Consider the following 26,083-nt stretch of genomic DNA (forward strand, 5'->3'; position numbering starts at 1 on the left):
TCCTGCACTACTGCATCTGGTGCGATTAGAATATAATTATCTGCCTTTATCTGATGTCTATAACGGTGATGATGGGCCAGTGAAAACGGCTGATACTGGGCCAGGTATTTCGGGAGTCATTGGGCCACTTTCCATATGCAATAATAAGGTTTTAGTTAATCAGTTTAACTGTTTTTTCTTTCTTAAAGATTCTCCTTCAAGTTCGATTCTGTGAGAGGAGAATACGATCCTATCAAGTATAGCATCTGCAATTGTATTTTCCCCAATCAGGCCGTGCCATTTGGCTACAGGTATTTGCGTAGCAATAATAGTAGAAGCCTTATCATACCTTTCTTCGATTATATCCAGCAATACATTCCGTGCAGCCTGGTCGATTGCGACCAGGCCAAAGTCATCAAGGATGAGTAGTTGTGCTTTTTGTATCCGTTTGATCAGTTTAGCATAAGTTCCTTCCAAGCGCGCCAGCTTGGCAAGGTCAAAGAACCGGGCGGTATTATAGTATATGGTTTTGCTGAGCATTTGACAGGCTTTAACCCCTATGCATTGGGCGAGGAAGCTTTTCCCCGAACCAGTGGGGCCGGTGATAATCAGGTTTTCCTTGTTATGCATAAAGTTTAGACCTAACAGTCGTTCCAGGGTAGTTTTATCCAGATTTCTGCGAGTCTGATAGTCAATATCAGCGGCGGAAGCCGCCTGTTTAAAACCAGCTCGCTGAACCAGATTCTCAATGTTACGACTCTGCCGGTTCTCCCATTCTGTATCCACCATCAGCGCTAAAAAATCATCCAGGGTGTAGTCCTGATAAAGGTGTTCAGTTACGCTGCGATGGTAAAGGTTAGCCATGGCATTCATGCGCATTCTGCGCATCTTTTCTACGGTGTTGTGTTCATTCATAATACATGTAGTTTAGGTAAGTATTTCTAATAGTGAGTGGAGTTCTATTTGTAATTGGCGGCTCCCCGGATGTTATCGTGATCACCAATATCAATGACAGGATCTGTTGGTATTGGTTCCATATCCAATCCACTTTTCAGAATATTAGCGATGGTATGATAAGATGCTCTGTGGTATTCCAAGGCACGCTTACAAGCGCCTTCCAGGCGCTCTTTGTTATAAGATTTTACAAAAGATAAGATGCCATGCGATTGCTTATAGGCAATTTCCGGATAACTATATTGGGCGAGGAGCCTGCGGATATATTCCAGTGTACAAGGCCCAACCTGCACTGCCCGGTTTTCAAAGTATTCAGGGCTCCACTGTCCATAAGCCCGATGAGTAGAGGGCATATGATCTGAGATAGTTGTGTAATGTCCTGCTTTATGGCTGCGTTTATGCAAGGCAATGCGCTCATGGTTGTAAAATATCTCCACTACCTCCTGATTGTATTGTACTTCTACATGCATGCCGGTAAAGCGGTATGGAACGCTATAATAACTGTGATCTTCGCTCATGTATATATGTGCAGTCTTCTGTACTTTAGCCCGTCTGAAGTGGCGGATAGTATATGAACCAGATGGCAATGGGTGCAGATATGCTTGTTCCAGGTCTATAAAATGGCTCCGCCTGGTACCATTCCCGTGAGAGAACAGGTAGTCGTTATACTCTTGTAAAAGGCTGCTGATGGCTTTATTTAATGAGGAGATATCAAAGAAGATCTGTTTACTCAATGGATAATAGATGCGCTGATAAACGATCTCTACACTTCGTTCAACAAGGGCTTTATCCTGCGGATGATAAGGACGGGCGGGATCGACTGCGCAACCATAATGAAGTGAAAAATCTGCCAGTGTTTTATTGATGATGGGGGCATACTTACATCCTTTGCTAACAGCCGCTTTGAGATTATCAGATACAATAGCCTGAGGAACTCCGCCCAACCAATGCAGACAAGCTGCCAAACAGTCGATCACATCTTCCCGTTGCTGGGATGGTACCGCCTTCACAAACGTATATTGGCTGCAAGGCAGTACAGCGATAAATACTTCTACTTCAATCTGCTCACCGGTAGACCTTTCAACATAAGAAAGTTTATTTCCACAGAAATCAACAAAGAGTTTTTCTGCTGCCTTGTGTTCCAGTTTACCGCTGTAGTTATTAAGCTTACGCCAGCGTCTGTAATGCCAGGTGAATTGGGTGTATTTATAGCCATCTGGATGTCTGGTAATATATTCCTTCCATAGTGCCTGGAGGGTACAACCAGGCTTACAAAGTTCCTTTTCAAAATAAGAGAAATAACCGGATAAAGACTCATAGCGTGCCTTTTCCGTCTGGCTATCTTCTGTAAACAGATCCCGTAAATCTGCTTCCTCGAGCCCCAGCAAGTCTTCGCTACTGAGCTTCAGAAAAGAGAATCGGCTGATATAAGAATCGACTGTTTTACGGTTGATCTTTAACAGATCTGCAATTTTACGGTTGCTCAGCCCTTTGGCTTTTAGTGAGATCAAATTGCGTATTTCCATGATTTCAATTCGTTGACCTGCCATGGTATCTGGATTTTGGTGTTTCAGATACAAGGCTATTATAAAATCATGGAAAGTGGCCCAATGACCTCCGTTTTACGACCATCCCAGTCTTAGCGGCTCGATGACTTCCGTTTCCGGATAAGTATGGATAATTGGCCCAGTGACCTCCGTTTTACGGTTGTGCAATTTGGCCCAATGACCTCCGAAATAGATCGTTTAATTTTGGCCCAATGATTCCCGAAATGGGTGGCCCAGTATCACCGAAATCGATGGCCCAATGGCCTCCGTTCTAGACAATCTGAAGGTAAATGGGAATTAAGTACCAGTAACTCGCTACTACATGGGCTTTAGGTGGATATGCAGAAAAGCAGAAGTTACAGTTTTCAATCTTTCCTGAAGGAATTTTATATAATCGTAAAAATGATGAGTGTCGAACCCCGAGAGTGAATGAAGTGTTTCGCCAAATGGCTGATCTGGTGCGGGTCTTGGGGGAAAAAGAAAACGGGAACAATACATTTGACTGTACTGTTCCCGCGAAGGTGGAGAGGGACGGGGAGATGTCGAAGTATTTTGTGGAGGATTTCATCCGGTTATACGCACATTTAGGCTTATGAAGTTATTATATTCAGAAGACAGGTAAAGGCTAGCGTTTTAACTAATCAGAAATATTTAGTTTTTGCTCCAAAACCGGCTGACCAGGATAAATTTCCATCTTTATTCAAAGTCATATGTATGGTGCCAGAACCCAAGGATAAAAGCTATTGGGGGTGCCCTCTTTTTTGCCGCATTAATTTATTTCAGTCTGACGATACTGTATTTAAATCGTTATATTACATAGGATCTTAATCCCAATTTCATGATAATACAACGTAAAGATTTAGAAATAGCTCCTTTTTAAGATATGTAACCTCGATTTATGCAGCAATACGATACCTTATTAGCTAATTCCGTCATCTTCTACAAAGAAATTGCTGTTATGCGGTATAAACTATATTGTGAGAGGAGCATACACATTATAATCCAATACGGTGTGATTAGTTAAATAGATTATTTAAATGCTATTTGATTGTTATACAAGTAATAGATGTTTACAAATCAGCAAGTATAGAAATTTAATCATAACCGATTAAGTACAAAACTTTTGCAACAGTTTATAATCTTGCACTTACCGAGATTACAGTTGCCTAGCTCATCATGAAAATATTTACGGGTCAAAGTAATATTAATTTTTAAGCTTATGACATATAGCTCATCTATTATTTGCCTATTTGCAATGCTTCAGGCAGCAGTAGTCTCATGGAATGATCCTCAAGGCTGGGCTATTCTTAAAGAGACTATTCAAAAAACGCCTTTCTCAGAAGTGTCAAAACTTCGTGATCGCACTTTCGATATGATTGTGCCAGGTGCCACCAATGAATATGCGTTTGAGGTTCAACCGGAAAAGGCTTTCAAGGTTGAACGTCTTGGTCCTGATAAATTTAGGGTGATAATCATTAATCCCGAGGAGTTAGTCAAAAGAGATTTAATAGTAGAGTACTTGCCAATCGGCTGGCAGCTGAATAAAATTGATTCTTTTAAAGTATTAATCGTCGGAAAACCAAACTGTCGTTACAATGTTAGATTCAGCCAGTGGGGTGTTGGAGAACTTGATCTTTCAAAATTTGACACCAGTACTTATAGTGTTACTTATGATCTATCAAATCCTCAAGCAATCTTATCCATAGTACGAGATGGGCCTGGTTACACAATTGAGAGGGTGCCTAACTCTTCTGTAGAGACACAAATGCGGTTACGAATCAAGAAAAAATCGGGAGTACAAGATCTTCAGACCGACTGGATCGCGATTCCTGCTTGTAAAGCAGTTGACAGTATTGAAAGGTCCGCCCCTCCACAAGTTCCACCACAACAAGATCCTTTAAGGGAAGTCAATGCTATGGAATTTATGGTCGTGAAGACTAAGGCAATTAGCTTTTGTGACGATGCTAGTGGAAGATTTTGTACCACGCTACAAGTGACAGTTACAAATACAGGCTCTAAGACCATACGATGTAATCAGATATGGTTTTATATGAAATATCAAGGCAACATTGTTGCTCGCGCTGTGCACTGGGTTCAACTAGAAAGTGGTACGAGCACCAGTTTTCAAGTTTCGCTAATCGCTGCATCAAAACCCCAAGATAAGTGGGAATATGTACACGAAAAAATGGATTGTTTTTATAAATAGTCGCCCAAATGTTAACCCCTGATGATACAAGATAATTGAAATTGTAGTAATCGATTTGCTTAAATTCGAGATTTAGCCTATTTCGAACAACTGTAGATGCTCAGAGAAATGAATGCCAACTTGATAAGTAGCTGAATGGTTATCAATCGATTAACCAGTTAGCAGGTATCAGTGCATCAAATTTACTTTCAGGGGTATCTAAATTACCTCTCCACTCGGCAACCAAATGCATATGTTCAATTCCAGTCCAGGTGGATTCAGGAGCGTGCTCCAAAATGATAATTTGGCCTTTGCACTCTGTTCGTTTCATAAACTCAGAACAGGCTTTAAAAATAGCTGTGGTGTTTTCGATATCCTCCGAGGTCTTTTTATCTCCGCTATCAGGGATGTTCCCTTCGGCTAAAGGGTCAGGAAATTTCTCAGGAAAATACACCTGGCTTGGCTGGTCAAGAACTAAAAATGATGGTACATAATTGATTTTCCCTTCCGCAGGTAACTTCAAGAAATATTCGTGCAACCCAAGCATAGTAGCAAGGTGATAACCCATGTGATTCGCACCACTGCCTAACTTTGATAAGAAGGTGATATTTTTCGATTCGGTATCTTCTATCTTAATACTTACACTTTTTTCCGGATCAAGCAACACACGTCTTTTCGTATTTTCCTCAATTGGAAGGATCTTAATGTAGGTATCGATTGAATTTGTGACCTTGCGAAGACATTGTTTCATATCGAATTTCTGCAATAACCTATTGAGCTTCTTTTTCTTATCTAGTAACTTACCACGTATCTCTTCAAGATCGATTGCTAATTGACCAGAAGGTTTTATCTTGTTCAAATTATCAAGTACATTTTCAAGCATTCCGGCATATTCGAAAATATCTTGATAGCGAGCATAGTATTCCTTATTTTCTGCGATAAGAATGTCGATATTTAGCTGGATCTTTTTTATAGCTCCTTCGGTTTCCCTTATTTTACTTTTATATTGTGTCCTTTCCTCTTCAAAAGAAACAACCTTAGCGGCAGATAAAGCTTGAGCATTCTCGACTTGCTTATCTTTTAAATCTAATAGGTCATATATTGATTTGCTTGTTTCTGATTCACAAAAAGGGCAGGTATTGTTTCCCTTCAAGGTTAGAAACCAATCAATTGGTCTAAGTCTTACATCAACTTCACTAGCTACTTTATTAACATATTTTTCCTTTGCCCGATCAAAATTTTCAATCTTTAACAGATCAGCTCTAAGACTATCAAGAGAACGCATAAGTTCTAATCTCCGATTGTCTAATTCCTCCACGTTTTCAGTGTAACGAAACGTTGACCCTTCCTTAAAATAATCTCTGTTTTTAATGTTTAGAAGTATTGACGACAATTCCTGATTAATTTGTTCTACACTGGAAGTTTCAATATTTATATCCGCGATAGACAATCCCAATTGTACCGCTTTTGAATAAAGTTGATATACGTCAGACTGCCAATTTTCATACATAAGTTTAACCTCTTCATACCTATTTGAGACTCCCCGCTCTTCTTTCTCTAAAATCTCAATCTCACGTTCTGTACGAAGTATCTCAAATGATTTATAACCTAAAACCAGAGGAAACATGTTTTTCAGTCGCTTCAAATGTTCAAAAGTATCGGTCTTGAAAAATATGGTTGTTGGGTTAGCGATAATATTCTGCGGTTGAAATTGAAATGCTGCAGTATCTCTAAAGCTAGCGGGATAATCGAAAGGGCTTAATGACTTGTCAGAATCATCTTTCTCCAGGATGTTTTCGAAACCAGCAATCTTACCTAGCATTCCCTTTAAATCGTTACGATTAGTTTTAAAGCCATCAGCATTATCAATCCAGCGATCAAATTTAAACACCCGACCTTCTTCTTTTGTGTACATTTCATAGTATATGAATGTATCTTTCGATCCTTCAGGTAAATCTCTCGCAATGAACATGTATCTATCGCCAAGTCGAATGTTAATAGCGCATCTTTGTACGTTTGATCGAATTTTGCCGATAGGAATATTGCAATCTGAACTTCCGAGGCAATAATCAATTATATGGATTAGGGCAGATTTGCCCCTTTGGCTGTAACCGGTTATGACATTTACTTTATCCTCTTTGAATTCTATTACTCTAGGCGCAAGCTCTACATTCTTTGGGAAAAGAATTATATGTTTGATTTTTAAGAACATTACAACGTGATATTTAATTCGAACTGAATATTTTTAATATCCCTTTTCGCAAAGATAGCCCCAAGCTTTACCGCACATTCTTGAATTTTCTTGACACTGTTATCTTGGTTATTGAGACTTGCTGGTAGCGGCAATCTTTTTGACTTAAATCGTTCCCCGAGTTCAATCATCTTTGTGTCGCAATTTAGGTAAAGGAGATCCTTGCTAAATGCCATATTTAAACAATCGAAAGTCATAGTAGTCATCTTGTTAGCTCTTTCCTGCAACTCCAAGATGATTGAATTATCTTTAAGCAAAACAGAATAAAGCTCTCTCGAACCCTTAACTGTTTCCATTGCCTTCTTATTGTAAACGATAGGAAGGACATAGAAGAAGTAGTTTAGTGTAGGGTATGGGTTATCCGGATTCTTATCTTTGGCGACCATATGAAAGCCGAGAGTAAATGAATGGAGTGCAATAGTTCCGAGAACTGTATTCTGTAGCAATTCGAAGAGGTTCTGTTGTTTCATTTTCTATATTTGTCTTCCCATTCAGGATGCCACCCAATAGAGGGAACATCTGAGAGTTTATAAAATGCACCGTTGCGGACATATTCATTTTCGGTGCTGAAACAGAATCCTCCGCTAAACTCAACTTTTAGCCCATCCATTACGTCATTGTAAACTGAGTCAGCGATTTTATTTCTCTCATCTTCGTTGTACTTATGTAATTCATAACTAAAATGTCTATCGAAAACCTTTTGCCATGCTTTTGTACAGTTTGTCAGAAATTGTTCAAAATCAGTTTTCGTGAAATCACCGTTCTCTACAACATGCTCAAGTTCGATATCGTGGCAGATAAAGTCTAAAATGGCTTCTTTAATCCTTCTTTCTTTCACATCCTCTCTCCAGTTCATATCCTCAAGCTGTTTAACAAAGATATTTCCATGCTTCCCGACTATTTCGTTCTCGGTGATTGAACCCAAATTCTGTTTTGTTCTAAATATCGCATTTACTATAGAATGAGCGTGAACAATTAGATGATGCTTATCATCAAACTGCTCCTTAGTAAAAATGGCGTCTTTAAAATGTAGCCATAATGCATTAGAACGATCTAAAATCCATCCATAGAATGACTGATAAATTTGATCTCGGCCTTCGTCAGAAACATACTTAGTATTGGTGTAGATCTTGTTTAAGAAGGCATTTTTTGCGTCCACTGGACTATCTAACTGTAGGTTACTCACTATTAATTTTAGCTCATCTTTGTTTTCGAGGGCGAACTTCATTAATCCAATACCTTCAGATAGACTTAGGCCGCTTTTTCCACTAGCCTCAGCCTTCGCAAGCTTGTCTTCTTGCGTTTTCATCAATCTTGCGATCTCCGTTATAACATTATCAAAAGATTGCGTAGTCATCTTATAAAGAAGACTGGTTGTAGAAATACCTTTATTAGTTGTACAGCGAAACTTTGTTTCCTTTGAGAATACACCGGTTTTCAGTTTTTTAATCCAAATCTCGATAGTTCTCCAAAGGGATCGACCTGTATCTCTGAATGTCGCGCCGTTAACTGCGATAGAATGCTTTGCCTGAACCGTTAGGATTACAGTTCCGTCGGAATTGTGAACGCCCACGTCATCTACTTTTTCGATTGAGATGCTCTGTCCCGATGTGGTCAGGTCAGATAGAAGGACTAACGCATACTGGAATTGGAAAATGAATCCTGCGATTGATCCTTGAGCAGCATCTCGGAGTTCATTATCTTTTTTAAGAGGTTTTGGTGGCAAATTAAAGCAAATTAGTACTGCTAATATATTGTTTTCAAGTTAATCCTACAAAACATTAAATATCAATTGCTTGTAGTGATATTCTTGAGATAGTCAATTCTTTTAGTCCTTGATTCACCATTTTGATTGTCGACCATCCGTTTTCGAAGGTAGGGTTCGCCTTGCAGGTAAGATATCAATCTCTTCATCGGGTTGGAACAAGATTAATAGGTTTGTTTTCCTGAAGCTCGGTCAATGAGTTAGTTACACAGGCTTTTGTATGAAGACGTAATTCACATTCATTGTTTTAATAATACTTTTCTAAAGGTCATTGAAATACGCAATGTTCGATTGATTTTTTGATTATTATGAATATCAGTTTTACGTTGTGCAATGCCATGAGACCAATTATGTCGTGCATCTCCATTTATTACCACCAGGCTACATGGTTCTAACATGACCTCTACTTTCTCTTTTGTTTTCAGATGTATAAAGTCCATTATACAGTAAGAACTTAAGCTAAGAGAAATTATTGTTTCACCAAAACAAGGTTCACAATCTACATGGTTAGCAATTCCTTGTCCGGGATGATATTCGTTGATGATTAATTGGTCAGGTTCATGTTCTATGTGATTTTCAGCATATAATCTTTTTGATATCGGCAAAACCCAATGTGGAAGTGCTCCTAAATACATTGCATAGTCAATAGATCGTGCCTTATAATCATATTTATAGCCATAATGCTGAACCCTTCTTTTTATATCAGATAACCATATTTCTCCATTTATAGCATTAATTAAATTATTCCCTTCCTGTTTTGTAATATAATTTGGTATGTACGTAAGACCCTGAACAATAGATAAATCGTTAGAATCATTCAGTGTTACTTCTGGAATTGGATTAAATAAATCGTACATGGCTTTATAATTTTAAAATTTCAAAAAAAACATCTCTATACTTCGGTTCGCCATACTGATTACGCTGATTATAATAGAATATTCTCTCTTTGTTTGTATAAATAACCTCTTTTTCTACTAAGGAAGCTTTAAACTCGAGGTATCGTCGATTCAAAGGCTCATATACCGGATTCTGAAATAACAAGTATTTAGGAGTATAGGGAAATCGTATTTTTATTCTGTTAATATAAGTAATTATTTTATCTATTGGCAAGTGCTCGCTTGCAAATACATAGCACGCATTTAAAATTATACAGGAGGAGTTTTCTAGATAAAACTCGTCTATTTGTTCTATGTCTGTACAAAATTCTATTGTATTTGTACTAGGAAATGCAACATTTGTCATCATTTCTTTTCCTTGCTGCTGCATAGTGATAGATATATCTATTCCGAAGTAATCAAATATACTCGGTAAGCCTGTTCTTGCATATATATACTCAACAAATGCCAGGCCAGAGGTTGCAGGACCACATCCAATATCAATAAATTTAATTTTGCCATTTGTCTTGTAAAAAAGATCCAATAGCTTGCTTCGCTCAAAAATGCTTAATGAGGAAAAATAATGCATCCTCATATTACAATAGCAATATAATTTTACTACTTGTGTAGACGTTAATGTTTGATATCCAAGATCGAAATTTGCTTGACCCTTTTTAATTACTTCTTCAGCAGCCTGTTGTATAGAATATCCAAACAAATCGTTGTCTTTAACGTAAGTGATAAACGTCTCTAAGAAAATTGATTGTGCAAATAATGTTGGTATATGTATTTTACCATTGTCTTTAACAACATCAATATCAGGTAGTTTACTTAATTCTTCAGCTTTGTGCTGTTTTAAAAGTGGATATTTTTCATTTAGTACATTATCCTCAAATAGCGCAATTACTGCTGTTTTATATTTTTCGGGTAAATTTCCGATGCTAATAGTTTTATACTCATGTAAATCGCTTAATATTTCATAAGTATAATCATCGTCTCCATCATCAAGGGCAAGACTTAATTTGCTTAAATAATTCTCAAACTCATCAAGATGTAATTGATATGTATTATATCTTTTATAATGCAACCATGCTGACAAGCGTCTTTTAAAAATGTTTCCTTCTATATTTGTAGTGCATGTATCAACGTATTGCCATTTATTTGCCTTTTTGAAGAAAAAAGCAAGATGTGTATAAAGAGACTGTATTTCAGGAGTGTTAATTTCCCAATCAGCAAGGGACTTCTGTGCTAATGAGCTTATTACTCTTTGAAAGATTTTATTTGTCTCTGTCGATGGATGGGCCTGCAAAAAACATAAACGCATTCCATTTTCGTTATCGGTAACGAAACGTATAAGATTGTCACTATCAAGTAAAACTACATTTTCTAATAGGTCTTCTGGTTTCATTTACCATTCTTTATGTTGATTGCTTAACTCAATTCTTTGGATTAGTTCTTTAATGTTAAGTTTGTTTGATTGGGCGGCTTCTATTACATCCTCTTTCTTAAATTGGATAAAATATATTATCATTTTAGGATTCAGTATGATTTCGCCGAAGTTACCATAATGTCTATTTATACCATTTCTAAAGCAAAATATGCCAACTTCTGATACTACAGGAATATTAGAGGGTAGCTTGCTAAATATATCATTGTATTGATCTAATACGGACTCCTTTTTTAATAAATATAAATATTTACCAAAAATCTCTTCAGCCTTAAAAGTGTATCCATTAGGTAATTGCTCCGGTTTTTTAATCCATTCTTTTTTTATACTATGGGCTTCAATAAATGAAGTATCAATTACTGACGAGAAAGATGAAAAGCAATTCCGGAAAATGGATTCAATGACAACATAATCTAACATAGTTGTCATTTCAAATTTCATAGGAACACGTTTGGGAGAGTCGATATATCGTGCAAACACGGGGTCAGATATTGAAATCCTATCCTCATGGTTCCTTAAGGTTTTATAGCCAAAAAAATATCCTAATAAAGCAAAAACATACTCACCATAAATAAGTGCAATAAATCCAGGCATATCTAGACGTGAGATAGACTTATTTTCAGAATTTATATTAGCGTAGCTTCTCAATAAAGCAAATAGATATAGTGAAAATTTATCTGCGTCATTTTGAGATAGAATTTTAGATAAAACATTTTTTCTTTCCAAGCTTTTGGAAAGAGATTGTAAGATGTTTATTGATGCCTTTGTAAACTCTTGATTTTTAGAGAAATTGATTAACAATTCTTGAAACTCCTGAATGTCTTCATCAGAAAAATTTTTGGATAGAGCCACTCGTTGAAAGAGCCAATTTAATAACGGGTTCTCAATACTATTGTTTACATTAAATAATTGCTCATAGAATGAAACTATTCTATCATTTTTAACCGTCTTTAATGGCATTGCATCATTTAGAGCTTGTATTGCATATAAATAATGATCTGGAATGGGAGAGAGGGCATTTGTTCTGTTCGATAGCAGTAGTGAATAATTTTTCAAAAAAGCAAATGTGCCTAATACTTTATCATATTTTAGCAATTGGCTGCTATAATCTATCTTAGATTGTTCTCCAGAAAAATTATGAAATTGCACTGCTTGCAAACCTGCGGGAAAATGCTCAACAACCAATGAATCGGGAATTATGCCTCCATCATTAGATAATGCTGTTAAAATAATATCATTTTTCACTTTTGTGTCGGACGCATACATGCATTTAATGCGAGAAATTGGAATAGGCCTAAAGTAATATGCATGATCATTTTCTATGGTAAGATCAGAGTATTCTTCACGGGCAAAATTTATATCAAGAAGGAGAACAGAATTACCGAGATTTTCAATGTAGCTATTAGAAAGAATAAAACCATTTGGTATTATTGTTTGAACATCCACAAATGCTCTATTTGAAATATATTCAGCAGGAGCAACTATACCAGAACCGAAAATTGAATAAATATTGCCTACGTGAATCTGTAAGTATACTGGTTTTTCGAAAGTAAAGGAAGAGAATGCTGTCTCAGAAATATTGCTATTTTCGCTCGTAATATCCTTATCCTTTTCGGGTTCGGTAATTACCCCTTCTTTTATGTCAGTTGTTTTTGAATCAATATCTTGATTCTCTGTAATATTGGCCTTTTCAGTATCGAATGCCAGTTCTGTAATATCTTTTTCACTCTTTTTTTTCTTAATATTCATCTTATTTCTATCTTTTGCCATGATCAAGTATTTTTGAAATTAGAAAGGCAGATCATCTAATATATTATCCAAAGGGGGCTCTAAAATCATAGAAAACCAAGAATCCTAGGTTTTTGATTATAAAGCACATATAGCAAACTCCTTGCTCTCGTACACCCCACATAGTAATGATTTGGTGTAGACCATGTTTTAGCATTACCTTTCGCGTCTTTATCCGGGTTGCTATTGTTAGGTTTATAGTTGTTTAATGCCCAATCAGATTTTTCAAATAATGGCATGATAACTATATCAAATTCTAATCCTTTGCATGACTCAAAGGTTAGAATAAAAGGCGTTTTTAATCTTGTTTCTACAATAATTTTATCCGCATGAGGCATGTTGCTATAATAGTAAGAGAAGGAGCGATCGTCCGGAGTATTATCTGCACACGAGTAATTATTACTCTCCAAAAACTCTTTTATAATTTTAATTTGAGGACTAGTGTGTACTAGTATTCCAATATTACTATTAGGATTTTGTTGTATTATTTGAAGGATAGTTGATAACTGTTTTTGTTCTGACAAATTGCCCATAATCTCAGGTTTTTCACCAACAGGAAGCTCGTCAATATCTATTTGTTGAACATTATCATCCTCAGGGACAAAATTTCTAGCAAAATCAAATATTTCTTTTGTGTTTCTAAAATTTGATGTTAAGCCTTGACGAATTGTTCGTTCTTGCTCATATAATAGGTTGAAAATTACATCATCAGCAGGGCCAACATAATGGCCTTGTAAATCTTGGGAACGATCTGCACCACAGGACACTTTATTCGCCAGCTCATAGGATGCTGCTAGTATTCCTGGCCTCAAATCTTGAGATTCATCTATAAATAGCTCGCTATATTTTTTACCGGCAAGGTGTAAAACAGAAAAATTTTGAAAATTAAGTTTGATAGCCTCATCAATTTCTGCTGTTAATTGCTCATGAAAATTCGCTCCATACCATTCAAATACGGAAGCAACTTTAGTGTTAATAATCTCTTCTATTTCATGCTGCTTTAAAAGTGGTAGCCTTATATCCGCTTGCTGACGTAATGTGCCACGAACCGCAGACATTAATGTTCGATTAAATGTAAAAAAAATTGCGTTTTGGTCTTCCATTATCTGGCGTAGGAACCGGAATAGAGATACTACCGTTTTGCCACTACCCGGGCCTCCAGTTATAAGCATCGGACGGCGATCGTAATAGGCAACCTGTTGCAAATCAGTTAAATCATTTATAGAAGGTAATCTGAATTTAAAATCAGGCATAAAGTATATTTTAAATTATCCCCTCGCGTAACATGAATTGCTAAAATTATTAGTAATATTAGTTCAATTTTAAGTCATTTTGTATTAAAAATGAAAATAGTTATAATAAGGGATGGATAAAAGGTCTGCTTTTTATGACTTATAGTTTTTCATTGAACTTAACAAATCTATTGCTTCAACGTTCAAATGTTTAGCAATTTCAAAAAGGGTCTCTATTTTGGGCTGTTTAAAATTCCGACACCAAGTAGAAACAGTGCCTTCTGTTACGCCAAGGTCTTCCGCCAACTCTTTATTCGAAACTCCTTTTTCAGCTAAAACGGCTTTAATTCTATTGTATTTAGGTTTGTTCATTTCTAATGAAGTCTCTTATAATCTAAATATAGCAAAAGAATAAAGCATTGACTTTAAACCAATTAGTTCAAAAAGAATGATAAATGATTCATTTGGAACTATATTTAATTCTAAAAGGTTGTTTTTTCGTTTATTTATTTTATTTTTGATTCTAATAGGATTTAAATAGATTCTACTGGAATTATTACAAAGCCTTTAAGCGTTATAACAGATAAGAATTAAATATTCACCTATGGTATAAATCAGTTAGTAAAACTACTTTTGCAATCTTCAACGTATTTGAAGCTTGCTTCTTAGATTCTCACCTGCGAACGTAGGAAATTCAAATGGGATGAGATCAGGAAGTTAAAGCCCAAGCTATGGCGCGGGCTCTTCTTGACCATTCCCAAACCTTCCTACGGGTCGCAGATGGCAAGTTGAGTTCTGCGTCTTTTTTTATATTTCCCCCTCTGCTCTTGCTGCAATTCTCTTGCTTAAATATTTATGTTAATCATTACTACAATGCTATTCCCAATAGGATATAGCTCTCTATGTCATTAACTCTCAAAACATCTATTATGTTAGTAGCAACAAATCCCCCATCCGAATCAATCCCACAAACTGATACAGAAACAATGCAAACCTTTATGGGAATGCTCGCCCATGAGATGCGCACACAAATAGCGGGTATCTGTACCGCCAGTAACATGTTATTACAAGAGAAAGGTAGTACAAAGAATAAGGGCTTCTATCTTTCATATATTAACTCTATGAGCCTAAATGTATTGCATGTCTTAAATAATATGATGGCATCGACAACTGTTGTTGACGGTAAGCTGGATATAAAGCCAATGCAAACAAGCATCCATATCCGCAAATGGTTAAAATCTCATATCCACCAGTATGACCTGATTACAGCCTCCAGATCAATAAAGATCAAGACTATGGCTCGCCGTACAGTGCCGGAATATATTACCACAGATGTTATAAAGCTCGGCCAGATACTGAAAAATCTAATAGACAACGCTTTAAAATCTGCGCCAACCGGGACAAGTATCTCCATTTATCTTAATGCTTTAGGAGGAGATCGTCTTCTGTTTATGATAGCAGACCAGGGAAGGGGTATTCCTGAGGATAAGACTCACCTGCTATTCCAGCCATTCCAGCTATTAGATCAGGGGCTTGCCGGAACAGGGTTAGGTTTATACATCAGTAAGCTATATGCAACCTCCTTAGGAGGTGATATTATGCTTGGTAGTAATGATGAAAGGGGAACCACATTTTTATTGCTGATAGCAACCCAGGCTGATGCCTGATTATTCCAAAGTCTTATTGCTAATCAAACTACAAACTATTAATCTATAAATATGCTGACTACGTTCCAATACTTGCCACAAGGACAATTACCCCAGCTTATACAATTAGTACAAAAGATAGTACGAGCCATCCGCCCTAACAAAGTTATTTGCTATGGTAATCGTATTACGACCATGCAGGGTTGGAATTCTTTCCTGGAAGAAGATACTTGTAAGACTGTAATACATCCCACGTATGACTTCCTGATCTTAACCAATGATGGTGAAAAACGAGCCGATCATGAAACTGTCCAGATAGCAGAACAACAAGCAACCCCATTGGGTTGTGAGGTAACAGTTATTGTACAACAACTAGGCGCAGCTAATAAAGCATTGGAAAATGGCAGCCGGTTTATTTCTACCGTTTATCGTAAAGGGGTATTGGTATATGACGGTGATGGCTTACCGTTAACAATACCTCCAGAGGAACCAGATATAGCTATTTTAAGAAACAGAATAGAAACGAACTGGAATAAATGTTTTGGGATTGCACAATGCTTTTTCAAGACAGCAACCTATTGTTTTGACAATGGATGGTATGAACAAGCTACTTTTGACTTGCATCAGTCAGCACAACATACCTGCATGGCAATGCTGAAGGCTTTTTCCGGTTACCGGTCTAATACACATAACCTTTCCCGGTTACTAGCGTTAATCACCACTTTCTCTTATCAACCGATAGCTATTTTCCCTTGTTTGACAGAGGAGGAAACCGATCTTTTTAATACATTAAACAGAGCATATTCAGAGGCCCGGTATAATGAGAAATACACAGTATCTGCGGAGACAGTTCAGATATTAATGGAGCGGGTGGCCAATTTATTAACTCTCGCACAAAGGCTTTATGAGGAGAAATTACTTAGCCTGAAAAACAGCCAACCTATCTTATTCCCATTAAACGTAGCAAATGAGCCAGCCTGAAATCAACAAGAATAATCTTGCACAGAAATTGGATCGTTACCTGCAATGTATAGGGAGCAAAATGTTTGAATTGCGGAAAAGCCGTAATAAAAGCATAAAGATGGTTGCGAAGGCTACAAGAATGTCCACCGGCATAATTAGTAAAGTGGAAAAGGGGCAATATGATAACCTTTGTCTATCAAGATTACTCCGGCTTTGCAGATACTATGAAGTGAATATAATAGATATAGTATCGTGTGAATAAAGTTATAATACTATTTTAACTGGTTCTCGAATAAGATTGAATGGAACGCAAATAAATTTAAAGATTTTCAATAGGTGGGCAATGTGTAATCGACATGCGGTCGATAGGTAGGCGATAGCACAGAGTTTGATTTTATAAACCGGTTGATATATTGTAAATAATCTGATTGTGTTCATTTTCTTAGCCAAAATGATTGCCTAAAATAACATTCTTTGACACAATTTGGAAATGTTTGACATTCTTGTAAACGTTTGAGCATAAGTGTTAAAGTGATTTTTTGCGCCATCGTAGTTTTGATATGCATAAAACATATCAACATGATTAAACTTACAAAAGAACAATTTGATGTACCGTCCGGCATTATGTTAGAAGTATGCGGATTGATTTGCGAACATGAGCTACAACATGCAATCGTGGAGGTAGACGAGGATGCAGATACGATCAGTCTTGAAATACAATATTCCAAGCAGGACCGGGAGGTGATTCACCAAATAGAGGATCTGATAGCAGATAACAGTGAGGACGATGATGATGACGACGATGAATAGCCTTGTTTACAGGAATGAGTGCATTAAATGCGCTCATTCCTGTTTCTATTTAATGTTCATTCACTATCATATCCATTAACATGAAAGGACAGATTTCAACCAATAGACTACACGACATAACAGTAGAAGAGGTCAGAGCATTGAACAGTTTTAAAGACTATTCGACGGAAGAAATAGAACAACTCATTCACACAATAAAAGCATTTACCCTATTGGGGTACACCGTTTTCATGAAGCAGCTTGAAACCGGGAAAGTAATAGACATATTAAGTATCAAACACAAACAGAAAGCAGCATGAACCGCGCACTATCACTTTTTGATTCCTTTGCTAAAGGGAAGAAGACAGAGCATACCCTTAGAAACAATTGTGTGATCTATACCCGTGTTTCAACTAAAGAACAGGCAGACAATAATATGAGCCTGGGGACACAACGTAAGACATGTGAGCAACACGCCAACAAAGTAGGATTACAAATTAATGGATATTTCGGAGGTACTTATGAAAGTGCCAAGACAGATGAACGGCGGGAGTTTAATAAGATGTTAGCTTTCGTAAAGAAAAGTAAAGAGCGAATAGCCTATATCATAGTCTACAGCGTAGATCGTTTCAGCCGTTCCGGTGCCAATGCCATGTATATTGCTGCTCAGCTGAAAAAACAAGGAATAATTGTATATTCTGTTACCCAGCCGACAGATGCATCTACGGCCAGTGGCACATTGCAGCAGAATATCCAGTTCATTTTCAGTGAATATGATAACCAATTGCGCAGGGAGAAATGTATGGATGGGGTAAAAGAGAAATTGTTGATCGGGATTTGGTGCGCACCTCCGCCATTGGGTTATGATATTGTAAAAAGGGAGGGGAGGAAAGAGTTTGTGATCAATAAAAAGGGTAAGTTAATAGGGAAGGGGTTCCTCTGGAAAGCAGAGGGAATTTCTAATGAAGGGGTCAGGTTACGGCTGGCTGATCATGGATTAAAGCTCAGTAATCAGCGGGTATCTGATTTTTTACGAAATCCATTTTATTGCGGTTTGATTGTGCATAATGCACTGGAAGGTAAGGTCGTTGAGGGTATACAGGAAAAAGTAGTATCAAAAGAGGTATTCCTGAAAGTGAATGGAATCCTTTCTAACCGTCATCAGGGGTATAATCTTAAACCGGAGAATGATATAGTCCCATTAAAGCGGTTCCTTAAATGTGATAACTGTGGTAATTATCTGCGGGCCTACAAAGCCTACAAAAATCAGGAGTACTATTATAAGTGTAATACTCCAGGTTGTAAATGCAATAAAAGGGCCGATAGCTTACATGAGGCTTTTAAGGAATTGCTGGCAGGTTATACATTGGATGTAAATGAGGATTATCGCCAATTGTTAAAGATACAAACCATTGCTACCTACAACCAGCTGACAGAAGAAAGTCGCGAGCAGGAAAAAGAGGTAGAATTGCAGTTAGCAGAGATCGACAAAAAAATCCGTCGTCTCAGAGATCGCCACGCTACTGAAGAAATAGACAGAGAAATGTATGAGGAATACAAGGCGAAATTTCAGGAAGAACGCGTTGCGATAGCAGAGAAATTGGCCCAAGGTGGAAATAGGGTGTCGAACCTTGAAAAATGCGTAGATGAAATAATTAATTATGCTTCAAAACTTACTACTACATGGAGTTTAGGCGGATATGCAGAAAAGCAGAAGCTGCAGTTTTCAATCTTTCCCGAAGGGATTTTATATAATCGTAAAAATGACGAGTGTCGAACTCCGCGAGTGAATGAAGTGTTTCGCCAAATGGCTGATCTGGTGCAGGTCTTGGGGGAAAAAGAAAACGGGAACAATACATTTTACTGTACTGTTCCCGCTAAGGTGGACTGTATGCCTAGCTTATCGAACATTCTAGTATCTGATATTTTGGCGGTGGAAACGTTTATTGACAGATACAAGGAACAGATAAAGGCGCTTTACTAGTTGAGTAAATTATTTAAGGGTGTGGTTATGATCTGCACCCTTTTGCCATTTTAGGGCCGCTTATTAAACAATTATAGAGATCGCTTACTATTAAAAAATAGTTATTCGGTTTATTTTCAAAGTTATTTATATTTAGAAAACGTAATTTTTCTTTAATTGAGTAATTATTTATCCATAAAAAAGATACTATGAATAAAGAGTTTGTAAACCAAATTAAATCCCAAGCTGCATCCTTAAAAGAAGTGTATGAAGATGTGCCCCATAATTTGATCCTCGATGATATGTTTCAAAGTAATATTAATAGGGATATTAGCGAAATTTCAAAATACGATATAGCATTTTATCTTTTATTTGATGGAAATGAAGATTTGGAATCTGTTATTGAAAAACAAATGTCACTGTATAAAAGCCAAGTGTTAACCTCGGACGATTTCGAAAATGGGTATGAGCTGGCATCTCAGATCAGAGAATTAAGGCTTCCAAATGAGGATGAGTCCGAATGGGAGGTTTTATACGATTTCTTTAACGCTGTAATGGAAGGACATGAAGTAGAAACCCCAATTTTACATTTATATTTTGATGGTTGGAAGTTAAAGAATAAGGAAGTATATCTACCTTATGAAAGGTAGGTGCAAATGGAAACACAATATTCTATATAGAAGGGTGCTAGCTTTGTTAGCGCCCTTTTACCATTAAAATAGACTCCATTAGTCCTAGACTTCTCCGAAAGGCTCATAATTAAATTTGAAATTAAAGTTGTAACGAATACGGGGGGATAACCGACATATCCATATAGGGAAGGGGTGTAGTTAGTGGTGGGTTTCAGGGTGCGTGTACATATTCAATGATGCCTTAATCAGTTCTAAGACAAAGCATGAGGGCATTTATTCAAAATATTCAGTGACGTTTATCATGAATATTTATGAAAATCATAATCAAATAATATGAAGTTCTTATTGGCCGTTTAAAATCTTTATTAATCCTTATTTCATCTGTATAAAAAGCATTCATATATAATTGTTAAAATAGTGTTATATATCACATTCCATAGTGATAATTATTGAAAGAGCCAAATATTTTTTGTATGTTTGCAGTTCACTTTTTCTTTATTGAAGAATTAAGGATACACCGTCAAGAAAAACAATGATATGACGCGGTGCAACTACGTCTTGGCGTTTGTTTAGCGCAACACCCCATGTATAATGGGATTGGTGAATAGTAATATTCACTTCAAAACACTTCAACTTGTAATTAGTACGGGTAGTAGGGGAAGTTAATTTGAGTGTAGGGAGTACCCTATATTTTTACGGGATTTACGGAGGGTTAAAATATGTGTTGTTGTTACATCGATGTTATTTCATCGTTTACAAACGTCACATTCATAAATTCATCGTTTCAAGTTTACATCAATGTAAGTCTTTTCCCCTTGTACCTAACACATTCAAAGGGACGATGCATTGATGTTGAATTAAACCGACTATCTATCATCATTTCTCATAATGACGTTCAGAAGCCCTAGTACAAACAATAATTTGGTGTTCGAAAGCAATTGAATCGGTAATAGGGTATAAACATTCAGATTTTGGCTAGTAGTGGAGTTATTCGATAATAAAAACGGGAAACGCTGATATTAACGTTCCCCGTTGACAGTTTCAAACATTCTTAATCCTAAAAGCGGTATTTGAGGTATTTCTTCATCGAATCCCTTATTTTGTCGATTGAGGAATCGAAGCATTCTGCTATTTTCTCTTTCTCCGCATTGCTCAGCTTAGTATCACTAGGCCTTGCTTTCCTGTAGTATGTTGGAACTGAGTAGCCGCACTCACGGCATACAATATCACGAAACAGATTACTCAATTTAATAGTCTGTGCGTGCATTTCATGCAGCATGTTAGTCTCAATTAGTAAGGTCCTTTTCCTCATTTATTACTGTGATTAGGTTAAAAATATAGAACGTAGATTATGTTAGCAATGGCTTAGAGTAATGGATTGTTTAATCCACTTATACTATCATTGTATCGCTGTAGATGGGCTTTTTCTTCTTCTATGCGTTCTTTGACTAGACTTTCTACAGTATCAGGATGTTGTTCTTCTTCTAAGGCATCAAGAAGCAGGAACAACGATGCAAAATCCTCTGTTAATTCCAGCCAGTTTGCAAGTTCTCCTTGTTCTTTGTTCAGTTGGATTAGGTGTAGAATTAAATCCCGAAGATTATTACTAAATCTCCTTACAGGGATAACGTCTAAAAATTGCTTCAGTGCGTAAGAGATTGGAGAACTGAATTGTTCATTGATGATTGGAGTGTCCATTTTTAATTGAATTAATGTTTAATGAATATTCGATTTATGATTGCATTCACACCCGCCTGATGGCCGTTTTTAAGAAGTCTAAAGACTGTAAACTGGTAGGCAGCATCGATAGGGATAGTGCCATATACATTGAGCGAAACGGTCTTCTTTAACGTATCCCATCGGTTTCTGGTTATCCGGGTACTAATTTCCTGATAGGCAAAATGAGCTAATAGAATTAACTCCCAATCGAGTTTGCCTTTCTCTTCTGGTGTTTGGGCTGTTGAATATTTTGCTTCTATTTGGATAATGTCATCGTGCAATTTTTGGAATGAGTTTTCCAGCCTCTGAAGCTCTGCGCTTCGAGGAAATAAGGATTTAAGCATTGCGAGGTTGTTTAATGGGAGGGGATATTATAATCTGGCAGTAAAGCCAGACAACGGCAAGGTTCAAAATAAAAAAGTGGACTTTTGACATTGCTTAGTAACAGCCGGGGTCGGAATCCCTTGTACACATAAGCAAGCAAAAGCCCACCTTTAGGTGAGCATTTTGCTAAACTTAACCCGTGTACGATTCAAATTTCCGACGTTTGCTGTTACGGATATTTTTAGCCTAATGCCTTAATATTTTGCACCTTAAGTGAAATACTATGGAGGGCGCAAAAATAGTTTTAATATATTAAATCGTAAATTATAAGCCATTTAAAGTATTTGATCAATTCTTATTGTGTCTAAAATTGCCTAAAGTATTACCTTAAAGATAATACAATTGATATTATAAACAATACAATAGCCATATTTGTACATTAATCACTTATTTTCAAGTAATTATATTTGCATGAAACAGCAAATATTTTACCCTAATGGCTAAAATTGTAATCAATAGATTAAAAATTGTGTTAGCTGAAAAGAACATGACCAATCGTGTATTGGCTCAGAAGTTAGGGGTTGCGGAGACAACAGTTTCTCGGTGGGTAACGAATGACAAACAACCTTCAGTCGAAACATTTTATAATATTGCTGTATTGCTTGATATAAATTTGAGAGAGCTATTTGTGTCTACCAAACCTAAGCTATAGATCACTCTTTGTTAATGTGCTTCTCGACAACATGTTGCCTCTTTGAGGTATAAGGCCCTTAAATAGTCGTTCCTTTCCTATCTCTTCTTTGAACTGTTTTCATTTTTCAATGTTGAATATAACCTACATCGTTTAGAATGTCGAGTATAACCAACATATCCATCCTTATAGAATGTTGGGTATAACCTACATTAACGCGACTGAAATGGCCAAGCCATTTGGCAAACCTGTAGGAAACTATACACGTTTAAGATTCACGTAGGATTACCTTATCACATTGAAAATCAATCGATATTCAGATGTGAATATCGGTGATAAGTTGATTATAATCAACAAGGGGTGGTAATTATGCAGAAGATCAAACAACATGGATGCATGAAGATGTAGCACTTCATTTTGCTCAATGGTTATCTACTGAATTTTATCTGTAGCATGACAGTAACACCAACTACTATTTAAAGGCTAATCTGACCAATAGGTTAATTGCACTTCAGTTGCCCCTTTTACAAATCAAAATAATTAATCTCTCTTTCATTGATAGCTGTTTTGAACGCCTGTTGTTCATTTTACTCCCCTAAAATCCCTAAATAACTTTTATATGATCGATTTACATTTTATATCATTTTATTGTAAAATGATGATTATTAATTTATCAAAACTTGTTAAATTTAAAACTTCATATTACCTTTGTATTGTTCAATTAATAATATGGCCAAACCTTCAAAACTACCGGAAAAAATTGCAAAGTTACATGCTGCGTTAAGTGAAAAGTCCTTTGCTATAAAGGATATTAAATTTATTGATCCAAAGGGATCACGGCCGTTGCATTACTGGATTTCTTTAAACCTTGTTGGTAATCATGCTCCTGATGAAAACGACAACTCTTCCAACTGGGTTAAATTTAGTTTTTATGAGTTCATTTGGATATTGGTTATAAGGAGGTTAAAGGAACTTAATTATGATAACGATATTCTAAAGGAAAACGCTAAATCGGTATTTACGAAACAGGAAGAGGACTTGCGAATGTTAGCCTTTGAAAAAGCAGTGATTACTGCTTTGACTGTTCGCAATGCTCCCGTGTTGCTTTTCTTTGGCCTGAATGGGGAATTTGATGTGAAATATGATGTAGAAGGGATAGCAAGTATACTCTTTAATGATCATGATGGATTATATACCCAGACAAACGTTTATCGATTTGTACGAGAGTTTTTGTGCGTGAAACAGTTCTTACCCTACATAAAGGAGAACGGATTGCTAGAAGACAGAGAGATTCAAGCTTTGGAAGTGCTGTATAACAATCCTAAAGCTGAAATAGGTATTAGGGTAGAGAATAAGCCGGAAATTATAATTAAACCGGGAGAATCAGCAGTGCAAGAATTCATTAGTACAATTATGTTAGAGAAATACTCAGGTATTTCAATTCGATTATGAACCATCAACAAAGACCTTTTATGACAATAATAAATGCCAATAATCACTTTAGAACAATTACGTCAATTTGCAGGATTTGAAAATATAACAGAACAAGAAGGACAAGCCATTATCAATACACTATACCAGTTTTCAGTATTAGCATATAGATTTTTTCATCAAAACCAATAGTACATGGATACGCAACAACAGTTAAAGAACATGTTTAAAGGGGCAGGTAGTGTGAAAGTGATGAAAGATAAAAATGCGGTAATCTATACCCGCGTGTCAACCAAAGAACAAGCGGATAATAATAATTCATTGGAAACTCAGCGGAAATATTGCGTGGAGTTTGCACAAAAATATGGTTATAAAATAGTTAGTTATTTCGGAGGGACGTATGAAAGTGCCAAGACAGATGAACGGAAGGAATTTACAAAAATGTTGGACTTTATAAAAAAGTCCAAGGAATCAATCAATTACATTATTGTTTACAGTGTAGATAGGTTTTCCCGCTCAGGCGTAAATGCTGCTTATATAGCAAAAGAGCTTAGGGAAATAGATGTACATATTCTCTCCTGTACTCAGCAAGTCGATACGACAACTTCAGGAGGTCAGCTTCAACAGAACATCCAGTTTATTTTTAGTGAGTACGACAATATGATAAGACGGGAAAAATGCGTTTCCGGAATGAAGGAACTTTTAAAGGAAGGATATAGGTCTGGTCGCGCTCCGTTAGGATATAAACACCTACTTACAAACGAAAGGCAGAAGATTGTTATTGACGAGGAATCAGGGCCTATCGTAAGGCAAGCATTTGCGTTGAGAGGGCAGGGGGTGAGTATAGACGATGTTGCATCACAATGTAAGGCTATGGGACGTTATATTGACCCTAAACGCCTTTCAGAGATGTTCATGAACGTGTTTTATTGTGGCTATATCCGCAATAAGATAATAGGTGATGAGCTGGTAAAAGGGAAGCATGAACCATTAGTTAGTGAAGAGTTGTTCCTGAAAATCAACGGTGCTGATATTCTGTACCCTCAAAACTTTGAGGCAAGGCCAACAGATAATCTATTCCCGTTGAAAAGATTTATAACCTGTGCTAAATGTGGTGTTAAATATGTCGGCTATACAGTAAAGGGAAGAAAGGCAACCTATTATAAATGTAATACCAAAGGCTGCAAATGTAATAGGAATGCAGATATAATACATGGGGATTTTAAAACTTTCCTTTCTGATTATATGATTGGAGAAAAATATACAGGTCCGCTAAAATTGCAGTTATCCATGACCTTTCAGGATATGAATAAAGGTAATGAAGGTGTAAAAGCTCAAATTTATAAGCAACTACGTGAAGTGGAAGGAAACATTAATACAATTGAGGAAAGATTTGCATTAGGAAAAATAGAAGAAGAAGTTTTCCGGAAAGTAAAGAGTAAGTATTTGGAAGAACAGAATGTAATTAATAATGAATTGCGGAAAGTAGATTTACAATTATCGAACGTAGGGAATTTTGTCAATTATTCTGTAAAATTAGCCTCTAAACTCAATACCATGTGGGGAAGTGGTGATTTTAGTCTGAAACAGGGATTGCAAACATTGCTGTTCCCGGAAGGCGTTTTGTATGATTATGAAAATGCAGAATATCGAACATGCAAATCTAACTCGGTCTTTCTCTCAATGGCCCAACAGTCGCGGGTTTTAGGGCAAAAAGAAAGCGGGAAAATCGACTTTAACATCAATTTTCCCGCTTCTGTGGTGTGAGGCGGGATCGAACCGCCGACACAAGGATTTTCAGTCCTTTGCTCTACCGACTGAGCTACCGCACCATCTTTTATTTGTATACCCTTCCTGTGAAGGGATTGCAAAGATAATAAAATTCAATATTAACTTCCAAAT

Annotated in this window: 24 protein-coding genes, 1 tRNA gene and 1 pseudogene; 12 read left to right on the forward strand and 14 right to left on the reverse strand. The window is 36.7% G+C overall.

The features are described 5' to 3' along the window. Positions 1-159 precede the first annotated feature (159 nt). Both istB and istA read right to left on the reverse strand, forming a co-directional pair. The gene (gene istB / locus BM176_RS25460) at positions 160-894 is read right to left on the reverse strand and encodes an IS21-like element helper ATPase IstB (RefSeq protein WP_090107174.1); all 735 of its coding nucleotides are present in this window, start codon (positions 892-894) and stop codon (positions 160-162) included. Positions 895-938: 44 nt separating this feature from the next. After that, on the reverse strand, positions 939-2,483 hold the full coding sequence (gene istA, locus BM176_RS25465) for an IS21 family transposase (RefSeq protein WP_143097930.1): 1,545 nt from the start codon (positions 2,481-2,483) through the stop codon (positions 939-941). Between the two features lie 1,216 nt (positions 2,484-3,699). Between istA and BM176_RS25470 the strand changes: the two genes are divergently transcribed. Further along, positions 3,700-4,686 carry a hypothetical protein gene (locus tag BM176_RS25470; protein ID WP_143097931.1) on the forward strand — a complete coding sequence of 329 codons (987 nt, stop codon included), beginning with the start codon at positions 3,700-3,702 and terminating at the stop codon, positions 4,684-4,686. A gap of 142 nt (positions 4,687-4,828) precedes the next feature. Here BM176_RS25470 and BM176_RS25475 read toward each other — a convergent pair whose 3' ends face one another. From BM176_RS25475 to BM176_RS25510, 8 genes are all read right to left on the reverse strand, one after another. Further along, a complete protein-coding gene (locus BM176_RS25475) occupies positions 4,829-6,877 on the reverse strand; it encodes a DUF3732 domain-containing protein (protein WP_090107177.1) in 2,049 nt (682 codons plus the stop codon). Beyond that, positions 6,877-7,386, reverse strand: coding sequence for a three component ABC system middle component (locus BM176_RS25480; RefSeq protein WP_090107178.1), 510 nt, complete (start codon positions 7,384-7,386; stop codon positions 6,877-6,879). Before BM176_RS25480 ends, BM176_RS25475 begins: the two co-directional genes overlap by 1 nt. Then, positions 7,383-8,642 carry an ABC-three component system protein gene (locus BM176_RS25485; RefSeq protein WP_090107179.1) on the reverse strand — a complete coding sequence of 420 codons (1,260 nt, stop codon included), beginning with the start codon at positions 8,640-8,642 and terminating at the stop codon, positions 7,383-7,385. The genes BM176_RS25480 and BM176_RS25485 overlap by 4 nt, the downstream gene beginning before the upstream one ends. A gap of 278 nt (positions 8,643-8,920) precedes the next feature. Next, positions 8,921-9,538 carry an alpha-ketoglutarate-dependent dioxygenase AlkB gene (locus tag BM176_RS25490; protein WP_090107180.1) on the reverse strand — a complete coding sequence of 206 codons (618 nt, stop codon included), beginning with the start codon at positions 9,536-9,538 and terminating at the stop codon, positions 8,921-8,923. 4 nt (positions 9,539-9,542) lie between these two features. Next, positions 9,543-10,964, reverse strand: coding sequence for a hypothetical protein (locus BM176_RS25495; RefSeq protein ID WP_090107181.1), 1,422 nt, complete (start codon positions 10,962-10,964; stop codon positions 9,543-9,545). Beyond that, a complete protein-coding gene (locus BM176_RS25500) occupies positions 10,965-12,773 on the reverse strand; it encodes a hypothetical protein (RefSeq protein ID WP_090107182.1) in 1,809 nt (602 codons plus the stop codon). 65 nt (positions 12,774-12,838) lie between these two features. After that, on the reverse strand, positions 12,839-14,044 hold the full coding sequence (locus BM176_RS25505; protein ID WP_090107183.1) for a DNA/RNA helicase domain-containing protein: 1,206 nt from the start codon (positions 14,042-14,044) through the stop codon (positions 12,839-12,841). Between the two features lie 132 nt (positions 14,045-14,176). Next, positions 14,177-14,395, reverse strand: coding sequence for a helix-turn-helix transcriptional regulator (locus BM176_RS25510; protein WP_090107184.1), 219 nt, complete (start codon positions 14,393-14,395; stop codon positions 14,177-14,179). A 557-nt stretch (positions 14,396-14,952) separates the two neighbouring features. On the opposite strand from BM176_RS25510, the gene BM176_RS25515 reads away from it, so the two are divergent. From BM176_RS25515 to BM176_RS25545, 7 genes are all read left to right on the forward strand, one after another. Next, the gene (locus BM176_RS25515; RefSeq protein ID WP_177230545.1) at positions 14,953-15,690 is read left to right on the forward strand and encodes a sensor histidine kinase; all 738 of its coding nucleotides are present in this window, start codon (positions 14,953-14,955) and stop codon (positions 15,688-15,690) included. A gap of 51 nt (positions 15,691-15,741) precedes the next feature. Further along, a complete protein-coding gene (locus BM176_RS25520; protein ID WP_090107186.1) occupies positions 15,742-16,650 on the forward strand; it encodes a HEPN domain-containing protein in 909 nt (302 codons plus the stop codon). A 61-nt stretch (positions 16,651-16,711) separates the two neighbouring features. Further along, positions 16,712-16,894, forward strand: a complete 183-nt coding sequence (locus tag BM176_RS33175) for a helix-turn-helix domain-containing protein (protein WP_369823757.1) — start codon at positions 16,712-16,714, stop codon at positions 16,892-16,894. A gap of 317 nt (positions 16,895-17,211) precedes the next feature. Continuing rightward, positions 17,212-17,442: a hypothetical protein gene (locus tag BM176_RS25530; RefSeq protein WP_090107188.1), complete on the forward strand. Its 231-nt coding sequence runs from the start codon at positions 17,212-17,214 to the stop codon at positions 17,440-17,442. Between the two features lie 80 nt (positions 17,443-17,522). Further along, positions 17,523-17,741, forward strand: coding sequence for a hypothetical protein (locus tag BM176_RS25535; protein WP_090107189.1), 219 nt, complete (start codon positions 17,523-17,525; stop codon positions 17,739-17,741). Further along, entirely contained in the window at positions 17,738-19,405 is a 1,668-nt protein-coding gene (locus BM176_RS25540; protein ID WP_090107190.1) for a recombinase family protein, read from the forward strand. The genes BM176_RS25535 and BM176_RS25540 overlap by 4 nt, the downstream gene beginning before the upstream one ends. Positions 19,406-19,593: 188 nt before the next feature. Next, positions 19,594-20,034 (forward strand): hypothetical protein, encoded by a 441-nt coding sequence (locus tag BM176_RS25545; protein WP_090107191.1) that lies wholly within the window; start codon positions 19,594-19,596, stop codon positions 20,032-20,034. 1,039 nt (positions 20,035-21,073) lie between these two features. On the opposite strand, the gene BM176_RS25550 is transcribed toward BM176_RS25545, so the two are convergent. Genes BM176_RS25550 through BM176_RS25560 form a run of 3 tightly spaced genes read right to left on the reverse strand, consistent with a single transcriptional unit; the run spans position 21,074 to position 22,079 of the window. Beyond that, positions 21,074-21,328: a hypothetical protein gene (locus BM176_RS25550; RefSeq protein ID WP_090107192.1), complete on the reverse strand. Its 255-nt coding sequence runs from the start codon at positions 21,326-21,328 to the stop codon at positions 21,074-21,076. A gap of 53 nt (positions 21,329-21,381) precedes the next feature. Further along, positions 21,382-21,714, reverse strand: a complete 333-nt coding sequence (locus BM176_RS25555; protein WP_090107193.1) for a hypothetical protein — start codon at positions 21,712-21,714, stop codon at positions 21,382-21,384. Positions 21,715-21,725: 11 nt separating this feature from the next. Beyond that, positions 21,726-22,079, reverse strand: coding sequence for a hypothetical protein (locus BM176_RS25560; protein WP_090107194.1), 354 nt, complete (start codon positions 22,077-22,079; stop codon positions 21,726-21,728). Between the two features lie 476 nt (positions 22,080-22,555). On the opposite strand from BM176_RS25560, the gene BM176_RS25565 reads away from it, so the two are divergent. From BM176_RS25565 to BM176_RS25575, 4 genes and pseudogenes are all read left to right on the forward strand, one after another. Continuing rightward, positions 22,556-22,771 carry a helix-turn-helix transcriptional regulator gene (locus BM176_RS25565; RefSeq protein ID WP_090107195.1) on the forward strand — a complete coding sequence of 72 codons (216 nt, stop codon included), beginning with the start codon at positions 22,556-22,558 and terminating at the stop codon, positions 22,769-22,771. Positions 22,772-23,118: 347 nt separating this feature from the next. Next, positions 23,119-23,202, forward strand: a pseudogene (locus tag BM176_RS33180) (KilA-N domain-containing protein); the annotation flags it as partial. 277 nt (positions 23,203-23,479) lie between these two features. Then, the gene (locus BM176_RS25570; RefSeq protein ID WP_090107196.1) at positions 23,480-24,202 is read left to right on the forward strand and encodes a hypothetical protein; all 723 of its coding nucleotides are present in this window, start codon (positions 23,480-23,482) and stop codon (positions 24,200-24,202) included. Between the two features lie 174 nt (positions 24,203-24,376). Further along, positions 24,377-25,948 (forward strand): recombinase family protein, encoded by a 1,572-nt coding sequence (locus tag BM176_RS25575; RefSeq protein WP_090107197.1) that lies wholly within the window; start codon positions 24,377-24,379, stop codon positions 25,946-25,948. Here the strand turns inward: BM176_RS25575 and BM176_RS25580 are convergent. Beyond that, positions 25,941-26,013, reverse strand: a tRNA-Phe gene (locus BM176_RS25580). The genes BM176_RS25575 and BM176_RS25580 overlap by 8 nt on opposite strands. Positions 26,014-26,083 lie beyond the last annotated feature (70 nt).

Origin of the sequence: Chitinophaga sp. CF118, assembly GCF_900112615.1 — a bacterium.
Taxonomy (GTDB): Bacteria; Bacteroidota; Bacteroidia; order Chitinophagales; family Chitinophagaceae; genus Chitinophaga.

What these genes read in the sequence shown, in the direction of transcription:
- istA (WP_143097930.1), bottom strand. Translation starts at nt 2,483, where the DNA reads ATGGCAGGTCAACGAATTGAAATCATGGAAATACGCAATTTGATCTCA.
- BM176_RS33175 (WP_369823757.1), top strand. Translation starts at nt 16,712, where the DNA reads ATGTTTGAATTGCGGAAAAGCCGTAATAAAAGCATAAAGATGGTTGCG.
- istB (WP_090107174.1), bottom strand. Translation starts at nt 894, where the DNA reads ATGAATGAACACAACACCGTAGAAAAGATGCGCAGAATGCGCATGAAT.
- BM176_RS25530 (WP_090107188.1), top strand. Translation starts at nt 17,212, where the DNA reads ATGATTAAACTTACAAAAGAACAATTTGATGTACCGTCCGGCATTATG.
- BM176_RS25470 (WP_143097931.1), top strand. Translation starts at nt 3,700, where the DNA reads ATGACATATAGCTCATCTATTATTTGCCTATTTGCAATGCTTCAGGCA.
- BM176_RS25480 (WP_090107178.1), bottom strand. Translation starts at nt 7,386, where the DNA reads ATGAAACAACAGAACCTCTTCGAATTGCTACAGAATACAGTTCTCGGA.
- BM176_RS25535 (WP_090107189.1), top strand. Translation starts at nt 17,523, where the DNA reads ATGAAAGGACAGATTTCAACCAATAGACTACACGACATAACAGTAGAA.
- BM176_RS25505 (WP_090107183.1), bottom strand. Translation starts at nt 14,044, where the DNA reads ATGCCTGATTTTAAATTCAGATTACCTTCTATAAATGATTTAACTGAT.
- BM176_RS25555 (WP_090107193.1), bottom strand. Translation starts at nt 21,714, where the DNA reads ATGGACACTCCAATCATCAATGAACAATTCAGTTCTCCAATCTCTTAC.
- BM176_RS25550 (WP_090107192.1), bottom strand. Translation starts at nt 21,328, where the DNA reads ATGAGGAAAAGGACCTTACTAATTGAGACTAACATGCTGCATGAAATG.
- BM176_RS25490 (WP_090107180.1), bottom strand. Translation starts at nt 9,538, where the DNA reads ATGTACGATTTATTTAATCCAATTCCAGAAGTAACACTGAATGATTCT.
- BM176_RS25565 (WP_090107195.1), top strand. Translation starts at nt 22,556, where the DNA reads ATGGCTAAAATTGTAATCAATAGATTAAAAATTGTGTTAGCTGAAAAG.
- BM176_RS25475 (WP_090107177.1), bottom strand. Translation starts at nt 6,877, where the DNA reads ATGTTCTTAAAAATCAAACATATAATTCTTTTCCCAAAGAATGTAGAG.
- BM176_RS25510 (WP_090107184.1), bottom strand. Translation starts at nt 14,395, where the DNA reads ATGAACAAACCTAAATACAATAGAATTAAAGCCGTTTTAGCTGAAAAA.
- BM176_RS25575 (WP_090107197.1), top strand. Translation starts at nt 24,377, where the DNA reads ATGGATACGCAACAACAGTTAAAGAACATGTTTAAAGGGGCAGGTAGT.
- BM176_RS25520 (WP_090107186.1), top strand. Translation starts at nt 15,742, where the DNA reads ATGCTGACTACGTTCCAATACTTGCCACAAGGACAATTACCCCAGCTT.
- BM176_RS25545 (WP_090107191.1), top strand. Translation starts at nt 19,594, where the DNA reads ATGAATAAAGAGTTTGTAAACCAAATTAAATCCCAAGCTGCATCCTTA.
- BM176_RS25540 (WP_090107190.1), top strand. Translation starts at nt 17,738, where the DNA reads ATGAACCGCGCACTATCACTTTTTGATTCCTTTGCTAAAGGGAAGAAG.
- BM176_RS25570 (WP_090107196.1), top strand. Translation starts at nt 23,480, where the DNA reads ATGGCCAAACCTTCAAAACTACCGGAAAAAATTGCAAAGTTACATGCT.
- BM176_RS25495 (WP_090107181.1), bottom strand. Translation starts at nt 10,964, where the DNA reads ATGAAACCAGAAGACCTATTAGAAAATGTAGTTTTACTTGATAGTGAC.
- BM176_RS25515 (WP_177230545.1), top strand. Translation starts at nt 14,953, where the DNA reads ATGTTAGTAGCAACAAATCCCCCATCCGAATCAATCCCACAAACTGAT.
- BM176_RS25500 (WP_090107182.1), bottom strand. Translation starts at nt 12,773, where the DNA reads ATGGCAAAAGATAGAAATAAGATGAATATTAAGAAAAAAAAGAGTGAA.
- BM176_RS25560 (WP_090107194.1), bottom strand. Translation starts at nt 22,079, where the DNA reads ATGCTTAAATCCTTATTTCCTCGAAGCGCAGAGCTTCAGAGGCTGGAA.